Source organism: Aggregatimonas sangjinii (genome assembly GCF_005943945.1).
GTDB lineage: Bacteria > Bacteroidota > Bacteroidia > Flavobacteriales > Flavobacteriaceae > Pelagihabitans > Pelagihabitans sangjinii.
In genome coordinates, this window is the sequence record NZ_CP040710.1 from 1,380,829 (window position 1) to 1,394,936 (window position 14,108).

Annotated in this window: 15 protein-coding genes and 1 pseudogene; 8 read left to right on the forward strand and 8 right to left on the reverse strand. The window is 42.0% G+C overall.

What is annotated here, in order from left to right; translation table 11 throughout:
* Positions 1-90: 90 nt before the first annotated feature.
* The 5 genes from FGM00_RS05580 to FGM00_RS05600 form a co-directional block, all read right to left on the reverse strand.
* A complete protein-coding gene (locus FGM00_RS05580; RefSeq protein WP_138851950.1) occupies positions 91-822 on the reverse strand; it encodes a head GIN domain-containing protein in 732 nt (243 codons plus the stop codon).
* 172 nt (positions 823-994) lie between these two features.
* On the reverse strand, positions 995-2,827 hold the full coding sequence (locus FGM00_RS05585; protein ID WP_138851951.1) for a PspC domain-containing protein: 1,833 nt from the start codon (positions 2,825-2,827) through the stop codon (positions 995-997).
* A 51-nt stretch (positions 2,828-2,878) separates the two neighbouring features.
* Entirely contained in the window at positions 2,879-3,208 is a 330-nt protein-coding gene (locus tag FGM00_RS05590; RefSeq protein WP_138851952.1) for a PadR family transcriptional regulator, read from the reverse strand.
* A 217-nt stretch (positions 3,209-3,425) separates the two neighbouring features.
* The gene (locus tag FGM00_RS05595) at positions 3,426-3,941 is read right to left on the reverse strand and encodes a nuclear transport factor 2 family protein (protein ID WP_138851953.1); all 516 of its coding nucleotides are present in this window, start codon (positions 3,939-3,941) and stop codon (positions 3,426-3,428) included.
* The gene (locus tag FGM00_RS05600; protein ID WP_138851954.1) at positions 3,941-4,423 is read right to left on the reverse strand and encodes a DUF4870 domain-containing protein; all 483 of its coding nucleotides are present in this window, start codon (positions 4,421-4,423) and stop codon (positions 3,941-3,943) included. Before FGM00_RS05600 ends, FGM00_RS05595 begins: the two co-directional genes overlap by 1 nt.
* A 134-nt stretch (positions 4,424-4,557) precedes the next feature.
* On the opposite strand from FGM00_RS05600, the gene FGM00_RS05605 reads away from it, so the two are divergent.
* The 6 genes from FGM00_RS05605 (at position 4,558) to FGM00_RS05630 (ending at position 10,000) form a co-directional block, all read left to right on the forward strand.
* Positions 4,558-5,013, forward strand: a complete 456-nt coding sequence (locus tag FGM00_RS05605; protein WP_138851955.1) for a DUF4442 domain-containing protein — start codon at positions 4,558-4,560, stop codon at positions 5,011-5,013.
* Positions 5,014-5,198: 185 nt separating this feature from the next.
* Positions 5,199-5,492, forward strand: coding sequence for a riboflavin synthase subunit beta (locus tag FGM00_RS05610; protein ID WP_317130260.1), 294 nt, complete (start codon positions 5,199-5,201; stop codon positions 5,490-5,492).
* Entirely contained in the window at positions 5,492-7,354 is a 1,863-nt protein-coding gene (gene mutL, locus FGM00_RS05615) for a DNA mismatch repair endonuclease MutL (RefSeq protein WP_138851957.1), read from the forward strand. Before FGM00_RS05610 ends, mutL begins: the two co-directional genes overlap by 1 nt.
* Complete coding sequence (locus tag FGM00_RS05620) at positions 7,355-8,098, forward strand: rhomboid family intramembrane serine protease (RefSeq protein WP_138851958.1); 744 nt, start codon at positions 7,355-7,357, stop codon at positions 8,096-8,098.
* Entirely contained in the window at positions 8,098-8,967 is an 870-nt protein-coding gene (locus FGM00_RS05625; RefSeq protein ID WP_138851959.1) for a rhomboid family intramembrane serine protease, read from the forward strand. Before FGM00_RS05620 ends, FGM00_RS05625 begins: the two co-directional genes overlap by 1 nt.
* 4 nt (positions 8,968-8,971) lie before the next feature.
* A complete protein-coding gene (locus FGM00_RS05630) occupies positions 8,972-10,000 on the forward strand; it encodes an endonuclease/exonuclease/phosphatase family protein (protein ID WP_175416189.1) in 1,029 nt (342 codons plus the stop codon).
* Here FGM00_RS05630 and FGM00_RS19935 read toward each other — a convergent pair.
* On the reverse strand, positions 9,980-10,303 hold the full coding sequence (locus FGM00_RS19935; RefSeq protein WP_138851961.1) for a DUF6122 family protein: 324 nt from the start codon (positions 10,301-10,303) through the stop codon (positions 9,980-9,982). The two genes, FGM00_RS05630 and FGM00_RS19935, sit on opposite strands and share 21 nt — an antisense overlap.
* Positions 10,296-10,991, reverse strand: a complete 696-nt coding sequence (locus FGM00_RS05640) for a WbqC family protein (protein WP_317130261.1) — start codon at positions 10,989-10,991, stop codon at positions 10,296-10,298. Before FGM00_RS05640 ends, FGM00_RS19935 begins: the two co-directional genes overlap by 8 nt.
* A 472-nt stretch (positions 10,992-11,463) precedes the next feature.
* On the opposite strand from FGM00_RS05640, the pseudogene FGM00_RS20135 reads away from it, so the two are divergent.
* Positions 11,464-11,658, forward strand: a pseudogene (locus FGM00_RS20135) (IS3 family transposase); the annotation flags it as partial.
* 41 nt (positions 11,659-11,699) lie between these two features.
* Positions 11,700-12,182 carry a hypothetical protein gene (locus FGM00_RS05650; RefSeq protein WP_138851962.1) on the forward strand — a complete coding sequence of 161 codons (483 nt, stop codon included), beginning with the start codon at positions 11,700-11,702 and terminating at the stop codon, positions 12,180-12,182.
* 175 nt (positions 12,183-12,357) lie between these two features.
* Here FGM00_RS05650 and lepB read toward each other — a convergent pair whose 3' ends face one another.
* Complete coding sequence (lepB, locus tag FGM00_RS05655) at positions 12,358-14,079, reverse strand: signal peptidase I (RefSeq protein WP_138851963.1); 1,722 nt, start codon at positions 14,077-14,079, stop codon at positions 12,358-12,360.
* Positions 14,080-14,108: the final 29 nt, after the last annotated feature.

Sequence of the window (14,108 nt, forward strand, 5' to 3'; positions counted from 1 at the left end):
CAAATTAAGGCGGGTTTACATATTACTTTGGTTTTAATGATTTTGACCAGTTTTCCTGATGACCATTTCCCGGCAGTGAAGAAGCAGCTTCTAGTATTTGTGAACACTTCCGGAAACGGACTTGTTTTTTTCGACGGTAGGGTCTCCCATATAAGAGATGTTTCCACCGCTACTGGCATCTGCCTTCAGGTTTTTGTTTACATGAATACTAAGGTTGCCACCACTACTGGCGTCGGCATCGCAGTATTCGGTTTCCAAATTCTTGGCATTGATGTTACCGCCGCTGCTGGCGTCTATGTTGGTTTCATCGGCCCGACCCTCCAGCTTTAGGTTTGCACCGCTGCTGGCATCGATTTCTACCTCATCGGTATCGATGCTAAGGTTTATATTCGCGCCGCTGCTCCCGTCTACGATAAGTTCATTAGTCTTGATTTTGTTTTCAGAGTTGAGGTGCGCCCCACTCGAGCTTTTTAAGGAGGTGATATTGGGCAAGGATACATAGACCTTTTTAGTGGCCCGACCAATGTTTTCGATGGCATGTATTTTTAACCTTCCATCTTTTATGTCGGTACCGATAAGGTCGATAATGTTTTCATCGGCCTCTACTTTAATGGCGTAATCCTTGGCTTGGGTTACATAGACCATAATCCCTTCCTGAGCCGATATCTTGGTAAATTCCTGGTCAGGATTACGGTTTTCGGTTACGACTTCGCCATTGCCTCTTTCGCCTGTGCCGAAGTCACCGATTTGGATATCGAAACCACAGGATGATAGGAATAAGGTCATTAAGAAGAGAATCAGAATTTTTACGAGTGTTGTCATGACTGTTTGTTTATGCTGAACTTGTTTCGGTAGGTGTCGACCTAAGACGAGATCAGCGATTGCTAATTGTTTTTAATTGATGGTGTAAAGATGTTGTTTTCTATATGTATTTCGGAAATATTCGGACCGAACTGTCAAATTTTACTTCCGAACTGTTGGAAAAATCCATTGGCTAATCTTTGGTGATGCTCTTTGTCATTGAACTATCACCATCTTTGGCCTTGATTTTAATAGAATTCCCGTCCGCATCGATATTAATGTCAACACGCTCCTCGTCATTGTCCTGGGCTTTAATGCGAACACCGTCTTCATCGATTTTCATCTTAAACGACTCGCCGTCCTGGTCATTGATGTTGATATCGATTCCTTCTTCGTTGATTCGAATTTTATTTCGCTCGTCGTCATCCTCTTCATCAATTCTTCTTTCAGGACATTCTTGGCATTTCAGTTCGCCATCCGCACCCATCATCCAAGTATAGTCCTCAATGTTGCAGTCGTCGATATCCCTATCGTTGGCAGCACCTACCTTCCAACAGCGGAAATCGCCATTATCATAGTTTAGGACGACTCCTTCCGGAATAAAAAGCGTAACTCGCGCTTCTTGGTCTTGAAACCGGTTTTCCTTTTCTGTCGTCAGATAATCGTTCAACAAAATTTGATTTCCGTCTATGGTATAGCCATAATCGATGCGTTTCGCTGTTTCCATGGCATTATTGAAAGAAGAGCCATCGGCTTGTTTTCGAACTTCCAAATGAAATATCGAATCTTTTGACCTTTTAATCGATAGGCGTATGTCCTTAGAGACCAAAACCTCATTACCATTTTCATCATGGGTAAGCATCATATCGCCCATATGAATGTTACCCCTGTTGTTGGTCGTAGACGAAACCATGGCGATATTTACTGGAATGCTGCTGTCTTCAACTGCCAGTTCATACTTGTCGGTAACGCTGCTTTCGTACGAATGTGCCGCTGCCTGTCGTACGCCGAATACGATGAGCATGATAACCGAAATCAACCATAGTCCCAACAAAGAGAACTTCGCTATATTTCCTATGGACTTCAAATTGGTCACCAAGATTTTTAATCCTAGGTATAACAGAAAAAAGAACGGAATCGCAATGGCAAAGAAGCCCAGCAAGGAAACTAGCCATACCGGCATATTGCTCGAATCGATCACATGGTAAAAGTCTACGCCGGGAATATGGGCAGAACCTGCGATGATGACTGTAATCAGGCCAATAAGGAGACCAATTATGGTCGCGGCACCCGTAATTACCAAAATGATTCCGATAAACTTGCCAATGATTTTAAAAAAGAACATGACGATATTCCCGAGGGTATCAAAAAACGTTTTACCACTGTTTTTCACCTTGTTTCCTACCTCGTCATAATCTACTCCTTTTACTCTGTTGGCAACATCCTCAAAGCCTTCCTTGACCTTACGTTCTATATTGCTGATGTTGATATCCTCCCCCCGCATGTCGAGCTTTTCGGAAGTTGTCGTCGCTTCCGGAATCAAAATCCACAACAAACCGTATAACAGGATAAAGCCACCGCCTGAACCGATGGTAAGCAGAATCCAGAGTAAACGTACCCATAGGGGATCAATTCCTACGTAATGTGCGAGACCCGAGGACACGCCAGCGACGTATTTCATTTCAGTATCGCGGTATAGTTTCTTAACCCTTTTACGTTTTGCTTCGCTTTTAAACGGGGGTTCGTCTTCGAAAATATCCTCATCTACCATGTAGTCTTCTGGCTGTCCCATAATGGTGATGACTTCGTCGACCTCTTTACTGGTGATTACCTGTCGAGGATCCTGAAGTTTTTCTCCGAAAAGCTCGGCGATACGCGCCTCGATATCGGCAAGGATTTCGTCACTGCCCGGGGTATTCGCAAACGAACGCCTAACGGATTCCAGATAGCGTCGCATTTTGTTGAACGCATTTTCATCGATATGAAAAAGTATATTTGCGAGATTTATATTTACTGTCTTGTTCATTTTTGATTGATTTTCACCCCGACATCGATTCAGGGTTTGGATTTGTGTTACCTATTTATTTTGTGTTACCAGATTCGTTGCACTGCGCAATTCGTCCCAAGTCGTGTCGAGCTCCTTTAGAAAAAGTTTACCGGTTTCTGTAAGCGTGTAATACTTTCGTGGTGGTCCCGAGGTAGATTCTTCCCACCGGTAATTCAACAACCCGGCATTTTTCAATCGGGTCAGTAGGGGATAAATGGTACCCTCTACAACGAGCATTTTCGCATCTTTTAGCGTGCCCAGGATTTCGGAGGCATACTTGTCCTTTCCATTCAGAATAGAGAGGATGCAGTACTCCAGCACTCCTTTGCGCATTTGTGCTTTTGTGTTTTCTACGTTCATAGTTTCTTTTTGCTTTGTATGCCCGATCGCTTCATTAAGGGGTTTCTTTTGTTTCTTTTTTGTCGCGGTCTTTTGCATAGATTAACTGTTCGTTTCTTGTGCTGAATCCATTTCAGTAGCTATTCTGGCTAGAGATAGATACCGAAGTGAATTCGGCATAAATTGATGAATAAACTCCTTTACTAACTCGGGTGTGATGAGTACCCGTAATTCGAGACTAATTTGGTTTGTATTGATGGTCGTAACTCAATTCACGTTTTATTTTCCAACCGGCGGCGTCTTTAATCCAAACATGGGTGAATTGTGCTTCGTCGCCTTTTTGGTAATTTCCGTTTTCATCTAGAGATTCGAACCGGTGAATGCCATGCTGTATGGCGCCATAGAGCTCCCCATCTTTATAAAGCGGATATACTTTTAAACTATTCGGAAATAATATTCTTTTTGAAGGCTGCGGTGCATTTTTGTCCCAATTGGCACAGTTCTCTCTCATCGGGGCTAAAAAGTTGTCTCTTCCCGAAGTCAGTCCTCCCTTATCGTGATAAAATTCAAAATCCTCCGTGAAAATAGTTTCAAGAACCTCCGGCGCACAGCTATCGAAAGCGGCATCGAATAAAATGCTATCCTGTGTCTTCAAGGTCTGATAGAGATTTGAATTTTCGGCAACTTGGCCAGATACGGTATTCAATACCGCTAGCGAGACGCCAAAACAGAAGATATATTTAAAAAGCTTCATTATTTAATGAATTTTACGGTGATGGGGTAGGTAAAGGTTTCCCCTTCGTTTGTTTTGATGGTCGCAAGAATGGTATACACGATATTGACGATGACCAAAGCGAATTTCATGAGGCCTGCTATCCCTACTGGAAGCAACCATTTGCCGAACTGAAAATCGTCGCTATTGAAATTAATGTTCAGATTGTTAAAATTGCTCAATCCTTCAAATCCAAAATGGCCGAAATTGAAAAGATCCGGAAAGAAACCTACGAAAAACGGAATGCTGATAATACCGAGGATGATGGAATAGAGAAACATGCTGATCTGAAAATTCAGGGCTTGTTTTCCGTTGTGGTCAACAAATTTATAATCGTTTTTGTTCGCCGTCCAAAGTACCAGTGGCACTATAAAATTCCCGAAAGGAATAAAAAACCTTGAAAAGGTAGAGGCGTGTATTAAAGCCGATAAATTTCGCTCGTGTTTTGTAATGGTATCTGTCATAGCTTATTATTTGCTAATACAAATATATGTCTAAAAAAAGGTACTATGCAAAACAAAGTACTAAATATTAACAAATTTTTAACACTAGCTTAAATGGATTTAATTCAATACTTTTAATCTCTAAATCGATGATAATGGTAGTATCTACGGGCAGTGTCAATGCTTTTATGTTCTTTAAATTACCCTCGGCGTGGTGGTGCGGCGTACGCTTAAAATATATGGACGACACGAAGGCAATTGCCTCCGTACGGCACAGATGGGCGAATCAGAATCCGTTCAAATCAATGTTTTGGGCGGTACAAGGTATGGCTGCCGAGTTGGCCACGGGGGCAATGGTGACATCCCAAATACGGGCAACTGGTAAGCGGATATCGATGTTGGTACAAAACAATACGGCCAATTTTTCAAAGAAAGCCACAGGTCGTATTACGTTTACCTGCGAGGATGGTCATTTAATAAAAGACGCCCTTGAAAAGACCATTGCCACTGGCGAAGGGCAGACCATTTGGATGAAGTCTGTCGGTGTGAACAAAGATGGGGTAGTGGTCTCCACTTTTAATTTTGAGTGGACGGTGCGTCTGAAGAAATGATTGCCGGTGTAAACTCAAAAGAACCAAAGCGGTTATACCACAGTAGGCACTTAGGCCTTACATTTCTTCGGGCGCAGTGTTGCAAAAGTATTTCTTCAAAGATGCAACGAACCTAGCTGTTAACAAATTTTGGCATAAGGATTACGGCATATTTTTTGATTTTAAGTAACTTTACAGCTATGGGTATGTTGGATAAAATCACAAAATTAAAACGGAATCGAACCTTTGATTATTCCCCTCGTTATTATAAGAATGATACCGGTGGAAGTCCGTTCAAATTAGAGCATAAATTCGACAAATTTCGAACTACGGTCGATGCCCCGCGCGGACTCAAAAATAAGTTGGGGAATGCGATGGCCGACGCCAGGCGTAAAGGCGATCGCAATCTGAAAATCCGTTTTTTGATTATTTTAGGAATCCTTCTATTTATTTTCCTGTTCATTATTGATTTTGACCTTTCTATATTCCTTCCTCAATAATGGCGGATATCATCAAACTCTTGCCGGACCATGTTGCCAACCAAATTGCAGCGGGCGAAGTGGTACAGCGGCCAGCTTCGGTAGTTAAAGAACTGCTTGAAAATGCCATTGACGCCGGTGCGACGAATGTAAAACTAATCGTTAAGGATGGGGGTAAGACCCTTATTCAAGTCATAGATGATGGCAAAGGTATGAGCGAGACCGATGCCAGGTTGAGCTTTGAGCGTCATGCCACCTCTAAAATCGAAAAGGCAGAAGACCTGTTTCAATTGATGACCAAAGGGTTCCGGGGGGAGGCGTTGGCTTCTATCGCGGCCATTGCCCATGTTGAAATGCAGACCAAACCCAAAGACACCGAATTGGGCACCCATTTGAAGATAGAGGGCAGTACGGTCATTTTCCAAGAAGTGGCGGCGGTTCCCAGGGGCACATCAATGTGCGTGAAAAATCTATTCTTTAATATCCCGGCCAGGCGTAACTTTTTAAAGTCTGATACGGTAGAACTGCGGCATATTACAGACGAGTTTCACCGTGTGGCATTAGCGCATCCGCAAATCGCTTTTCATTACTATATCAACGGAAGCGAAATGTTCGGACTTCCCATTGGTAATTTAAGACAACGTATCGTGCACATTTTCGGCAGCAAGACCAACCAAAAGCTGGTGCCCGTAAGCGAAGAGACCCAAGTGGTTAAAATAGGCGGTTTTATCATTAAACCCGAATTTGCCAAAAAGAGTAGGGGCGAACAATTTTTTTTCGTCAACGATAGGTTCATTAAAAGTCCGTATTTGCATCACGCCGTGCTTAATGCCTTCGAGGGTTTGATAAAGCCTTCGTACCACCCCGGCTACTTTCTGTATTTGCAGGTAGATCCCGCTTCTTTGGATATCAATATACACCCTACAAAAACCGAGGTGAAATTTGATGACGAGCATACTCTTTACGCCATTTTAAGATCTACCATAAAACATAGTTTGGGCCAATTCAATGTAGTTCCTGCAATCGACTTTGAGAGCGATCCTAATTTGGAAACGCCTTACGCCTATAAAAACAAATATGCACAGTTGCCAAAGGTGACCGTCGATGCCGGATTCAACCCTTTCTCCGAACCAAAAAGTTCCGATACCTTAACGAAGCCAAAGCAGCATCAGGTAAAGAAAAACTTGGGGGGACAATCATGGGAGAGTCTCTACGTCGGATTGGAATCGAAAATGGGCAATGAAATCGAATTCAAGGGTGAGCAATTCGAATCGGATACGATTACGGGCTCTTTGTTCGAGGAACAGGAAGACAGCACCCAAGCCTTGGCAACCACCTTTCAACTCAGGCGAAAATACATTGTAACCAGCATCAAATCGGGAATGGTGGTCATTGATCAGAGTCGGGCACATCAACGCGTACTCTATGAAAAATTTTTACGAAGCGGTACCGGAAAGCAGTCCGTAAGCCAACAACTGTTGTTTCCCTTATCCGTATCCTTTTCGAAATCCGATATGGCAGTGCTTGAAGAAATCAAGGATTCCTTAAAAGCGATCGGTTTTGATTTTACCGCTACGTCTAGTGATGTAAAAATTTCAGGAGTACCTTTATTGGTGCCGGAAAGCGAGGTAGGTATGGTTCTTGATCAGCTTATAGCTGACTGCCAGCAAGAGGTGAGCGGGGATAGTTTTTCGCAAACCGATCTGCTTTCCAAGACCTTGGCGAAAAGTTTGGCCGTAAAGACCGGTGAGGTACTGGAAACTGCTTCGCAATTGGCTTTGGTCAATGATTTATTTGCCTGCAAGGAGCCTATGGCGAGCCCGTTTCACAAACCTGTTTATATTACGATTACCGAAAACGATATTGATAAAAAGTTTATATAAATGAACCGATTGACCGAAGCCATTAAGCACTTATTGATTATAAATGTGCTGTTTTTTGTTGCTACACAGCTTTATGGCGATCAAATGTACCAGTGGTTTTCGTTATGGTTTCCCCAAAATGAATATTTCGGTTTTTGGCAAGTAGCGAGTCATATGTTCATGCACGGAGGGTTCATGCATATCGCATTCAACATGTACGCACTTTGGGCTTTTGGCACCCCTTTGGAGCGAATGTGGGGAAGAAATAAATTCCTGTTTTTCTATTTATCGGCAGGTTTGGGCGCAGCGCTGTTGCACACGGGAATCAACTATTATTATTTCAATGAAGGGTTGACGACGATTGTAAACTCCGGTATTTCGGAGCAAGAAGTCATTGATATCATTTCCTCTGGAAAGTACATGCCCGATTGGTACAATCTAGCTAGCCAGAGTACCATCGATAATTTTTTGAGTGCTTACAATACGCCTGCGGTAGGTGCTTCCGGGGCCATATACGGTGTTTTGGTCGCCTATGCCTTTAGTTATCCTGAAGCTGAACTAATGCTTATTTTTCTGCCGGTGCCTGTAAAAGCGAAGTATTTTGTACCTGTTTTGCTGTTATTGGATTTATTTTCGGGAGTGACAGGTTACGGTATCTTTGGTCAAGGTATCGCGCACTTTGCCCACATAGGAGGTGCGGTCGCCGGTTTTCTTATTATGTGGTTTTGGAAAAAAAATCAATTTAACGACAAACGCTGGAATTAATGGGGAACGGAGGATTACGATATCAGTACAGTAGATTGAACATTGCCGAGAAGCTTATAGTGATTACCGTTTCGGTGTTTATCGTGAATGGGCTGTTGCCTTTTCTTTTTCGGTGGGACCCCATAGTTATAGAACAATGGTTCCGGCTTCCTAGCAATCTAGGCGATTTTTTGGGCAAACCATGGTCATTGGTCACCTATGCATTTTTTCACGGTGGGTTTGGCCATATTTTTTGGAATATGCTCATTCTGTATTTCTTCGCACGTATTTTCTTTAATCTCTTTGACAGCAAGCGTTTTATCAACGTATATTTTTTGGGAATCATAGCAGGCGGACTTCTCTTTATGGCAGGCTACAATGTATTTCCGGCCTTTTTTAAGCAAAATGCCGTGTTGATAGGTGCCTCTGCCGGGGTAAGGGCTATTATGATTTTTATCTGCGCCTATTTGCCGAATCAGGAGGTACGGCTTATCTTCTTTAACGTAAAGCTGTGGTATATTGGTGTTTTTGTTATTGTGATGGACTTGATACAAATGCCCATTGGCAATGCCGGGGGACAGTTGGCCCATTTGGGCGGAGCGTTATTGGGCTATGTCTATGCCCGGCAATTGGTTCAAGGCAATGATATTGGCTCCGGATTTTCCAAATTTTTGGATAGTATGGCAGGGCTCTTTCAGAAGAAGGAGAAAAAAGCCCCGATGAAAACGGTGTATCGAAAAGAAAACACGAAAGCCGCCCAGCCTGATTATGGAAAAGAAGCCAACCAGCGAAAAATCGATGCGATTTTGGACAAAATCAGCAAATCGGGTTACGAAAGCCTATCCAAAGCTGAAAAGGACTTTTTGTTCAAGGCGGGTAAAGAAGATTAGCCTAGTGAAACGACTTTCCTTTTTCGATAAAATCCTATTTCTCATCAACTCTCTTTTGGCACTGGCACTGCTGCTTGCCTGTTTGGTGCCATTCGTTCCAGCGGATGAATTTCCCTTTATAGCGATACTTAGTCTGGGGGTGCCGATTCTGGTCGGTTTCAACCTCTTGTTTTTGTGCTATTGGCTATTGCGAAAGAAACGGCAGATGGTAGTTTCGCTCATTGTATTGATTCTTGGCTATTTTACCGTGGGCTCTTTTATCGGATTTGAATTTTCAGACGAAGGGATCGTAGAAGAGGATTTAAAAGTGATGACGTTCAATGTGCGCAAGTTCAACCGCTATGAGGCTATAAAACGACCCAATGTCTTCGAGGAGACTTTAGCTTTTATATTCGCAGAGGACCCTGATATACTTTGTGTGCAAGAGGTAGACTATCGAAAGCGCGAGGCTTTTAAAGAGCGATACCCCTATCAGCATTTACGGTATGATAATTATGGACATAAGTCGTTAATGGCTATTTTTTCCAAATATCCTATAGTGAAATCGAATACGTTGGACTGGCCCAATTCGATGAACAATGGATGTTATGCTGATATTCTGTATCAAAAGGATACGATTCGCGTCTATAATTTGCATATGGAATCGTTACAGATCAACCCTTCTAAGGAATACATGGTGCGGGAGGCGAAGCCGAGGCTCTATAAGAGTTTGAGCAGAATTTTTAAAAAACAATCCATTCAAGCCAAGGCCTTTAGGAGACATCGTGATTCGGTCAAATATAAGACGATTGTTTGCGGCGATTTCAACAATACCCAATTCTCGAATTCGTATCGCGTAGTCAAAGGAGACATGTATGACACCTTTTTGGAAAAAGGGAATGGTTTGGGCACCACCTACAGTTTCCTTGGCCTTCCCTATAGAATCGACTATATTTTAGCGGACCCGTCTTTTGAGACGGTAACGCATAAAAATTATGACGTTCATTTTTCGGATCATTTTCCCGTAATGGCCTCATTTCGATTGGAGGAATAGGAGGTAACAGTCCGTAACATCCGCTATAATATGTAAGACGAGGGCTATTCCTAAAACACGTGTTTTTCGAAGTGATAGAAGGCTGAGGTAAACAGCTATCGCCCAATAGGAATGTAAGGGATGGTAATCAATACTACAGCGATTCGAGTCGAAAATAGGGTTCGCCCAAAGATGATCGATATCGATTAATATACCTGCCCAAAGAATAAGAATTACTTTTACCCGGTTTTGCTTGAAAAATAGGACCCCGATAAGCACCGGAACAATAAAATGGATACCGTAGTGTATCAGCTCCCTAAACATTTAAAAAATCTGTGTTTTGATTCTTTAAATAGGTCAATGCATTGGTACCCTCATTAAAAAGAAGGTCTAAAGTGCTTACATTTTTTATAAAACCATGGCGCTCCCCAAAAACCTGGGTATAGTGGTCAAAGGTAGACTCGAGATTTTGTTTTCGTTGGATTAAAAAACGCGCATCTAGCAGTTCATTTGGTGCCGTGTCGTAGACATTGGTTTTTGCCTGTGGAAGCGGTATTTGTAAACAGGAACAGATTACAGCTATGGTCTTGAGGTTAAAATCCAATAAAAATTTTTGCTCTTTTTCAAATAAGGGGGCGAGTTCATCCTCATAAAACTCAAAAAAAGGGGAAGTGCGATATGCCGTTTGTAAAGTACGCCAGTGTTGCCGTTGCCAGGCGTAATCGTTCTCGATCAGGACATCCTTATACTTTTGACGGCCTTGCATTCCTCCAACGTGCTTAATGGGAATACTGAGAATATGCTTGCCACGATCATTACAAATGTAACAGCGGTTACGATAGGTCTGCTTCTGGTAGTTATCGGCCATTTCCCAGCAAACATCATGTTGTGCCAAGGCCGAGAATGTCGCAATATTTGGAAAATAGGAGGGATGTAGGAGGATGTTCACGTTATCATTGGATTCAGGTACAAAGGTAACAAGGGTTTTGGTTTTCCTTGTTATACCTGACATAAAACTACTATTCCCTTCTCGGATTGCAAATCTAACCGCAGGATTACTTATAGTTTTATTTGTTAGATATTATTTCTTAATTTCAAATCGGTTGATGAGCTAATTTTTTTCTACTCTCGTAGTACTTTTTTAATCAAAAATAAAAACTTTAATATGTGGTAAGAGCAGGGTTAAATTATAGTAATTATGAAATTTTCCTCAGATAATTTTATCTTTAATTCATATATTAAATACATGCTAAAAGATATTTTTAGGCATCTTAAGAAAAAACGTTCGAAGGTTTCTTTAATTATTATTTTTTCATTTGTTTCAATATATATGTTTGAAAATCGAAGCTTTTCGTTTTCGAATATCTTAATTTGCCTGATTATTAGTTTGCTTGGATTCTTAATTATTTCATGGGGAAAAGATAACCCTGAGGAGAACTAAAAGTTATCATTTAAAAGTTTTCTGATTTTGACCGGAAAACAATGCCTTTATCGAACGTCTCTGGCGCAGCGTCAATTATGAGAAATACCTGAATCCCCCAGAGGATGGCCTTGAACTGTTCCTTCTGCTGGCGGAGTACTTTTATTATTACAACAATGAAAAAAGGCACGAATCCATCGATTACGACAGGCCGATAGATGTGTTCAAAAAAGCTGCTTACATTAATTTAGATTTGTAAAAAAGCTGTCCTAAAGATTGGGGGATGCTTAATTTTTAAAAATGACAAGAATTAAATACCTACTTAAATATGAACCTAGTACGCAAAAAGAAATTCTTTCCGAAAATGGTCTTGTTAAGTTTAATAATGTAAGCGCTAAAATAGAAATGGCTTTAAGAAAAAGGGGCTTTCATATTTCTAAGTTCGAGGACGGTTTGAAATTCACAAAACCACCCGTATTCACTACTCACTCTGGTATTAATTTCTTTGAAGCCTTCAAAATTATTAGGTCGGGTACATTTATTTTTAAGGAATCGGGTAATCATGAAATAGATATTGTTTGCGAAACCGAATCAAAGCATTTGCTACTAAATGCACTTGCTATAGGTATCTCATTTTGCCTCCTCACATTCTTTTTTGAAGAAACTTCGGCTAAAATCGCTTTTTTGGTTTTAGGTTTATTTTGCACTATTACTATGATTGTGGTTGGGCTTAGTTTTATAAAAAATGAAATCAACGGTATTGTCGCCGAAGGTCTTTATTGATATAATCATTTCTGGGATAGCCTACAAGCGCTGCACTATTTAAAAATTATATAGGATTGACAAGGCTTTCCACCTAAAACTTCAAACCTCGTATTTCTAAAAGCTTACTTTTTTTCAGGTCATATGAGCGGCAGAAACATTCTTCGAGCTGGGGGGTACTGCCACCTGCAATTGCCTACTGCCTACTTTTTTTTCGTTTCTTCCACAGAAAATCGCCTACAAAATAAAGCGCCAGAGCAATTAAAAAATATTTGAAATACGATACGGGTTCACCCTCACCGTTAACCGTTGTAAAAATGCGATCCCAGCGCGGCTTCCATTTCCATGGTTTGTTCATTTGTCCTTTGGCATCCACAAAATTGTCAAAGCTCATCCAGATAAAAACCGGGGTGCCCACAATATGATTTTCCGGTACGTAGCCCCAAGCGCGGCTATCTTCGGAATGGTCGCGGTTGTCGCCCATCATCCAATAATAATCTTGCTGAAAAGTGTACGAATCGGCTACCGTACCATCCAGACTTATTTGATTACCGGTGACTTTTATCTCGTGCCCTTCATAGTCACGGATGATTTTTTTGTACAAGGGCAGCACCTTCAAATTCAAGGGAACGGTCTTGCCTTTTTCCGGAATATAGATGGGCCCTAGTTGGCTATAATTCCAAGAATAATCGGGACTTTGCGGAAAGAGATTGCTTCGTCGCGTCCCTTTTGGTGTAATGATGCGCACCACAGAATCGATACTCGCATCGTTTCGCAGTGCCTTCACCATCTCATCGGTCAGGGTCGCTTGTCGTTGACGGCCGGTCTCCTCGGTAATGTTCAAGCCGTTTTTTCGAACTACATCCACAGGAAATCCATCATTCCCCGTAGTCACTCTTAGTCGTTTATCGGGTAATTCCTCATAACTTCTCATATACTGATTCACGATGGCTACCTGCGGCTGGGTAAGGTTGGATATGAGGTATGTTCTGCTGAACTCGTTTACCCCGACCTTCGACAAAAGGTTTGACGACACCCCTTTGTTCGCATAGATGGTATAGTCGTACATCGGCCGCGCGCGATCGGGAAGTTCAAGTCGCTCTCCATTGATGAAAACGTAGCCATCCCGAACTTCTAACGAATCTCCGGGCAAGCCCACACAGCGCTTTACATAATTCGATTTCTTATCGATGGGTTTCTTTACCCCTTTTTCCTTTATAAAAAATTGCCGTACGGTATCGGCGGGCCAACTGAATACGACAATATCGTTGCGTTCGATATCGGTCAAGCCCGGTAATCTGAAATAAGGGATTTTTGGTTTGTTCAAATACGACTTTACGCCAACAAAGGGTAGGGTGTCATGCACCATAGGGGCTGCGACCGCTGTCATCGGGGTTCGTGCGCCATAGTGAAATTTACTAACGAACAATAAATCGCCTATACGTAAGGTACGTTCCAAAGATCCCGTGGGAATTACGTACGGTTGCATAAAATAGGTGTGTACCAGGGTGGCCGCCACCACTGCAAAAACAATGGAACTGACCCATTCCCCCATACCAGTGCGCGGTTGAAGACTCCGGTCTTCAATATATTTTTCGTCTAGAGCATAATTTACATAGTAAATGTAAAAGCCCAAGCTTAGAATGACAACCCAGCTTTCCCAGAGTTTATTCCTTCCGAAACTGCGAATGGTCTCGACCCAAATTACGGGAAACATCAATAAATTGATGATCGGGATGAACAGCAGGATGACCCACCATTTCGGACGGTTGATGATCTGCATTAAAACAATGGCGTTGTAGACAGGAATTGCGGCTTCCCAAGCCTTTCTACCCGCTTTGACATACAGTTTCCAGGTACCCAGAAAATGAATGACCTGTACGATGAGTATAAAAATGATCCACTGTGTTGCGTTCATACGTTAAAGTTCAAATTCAAGCGCTAGTA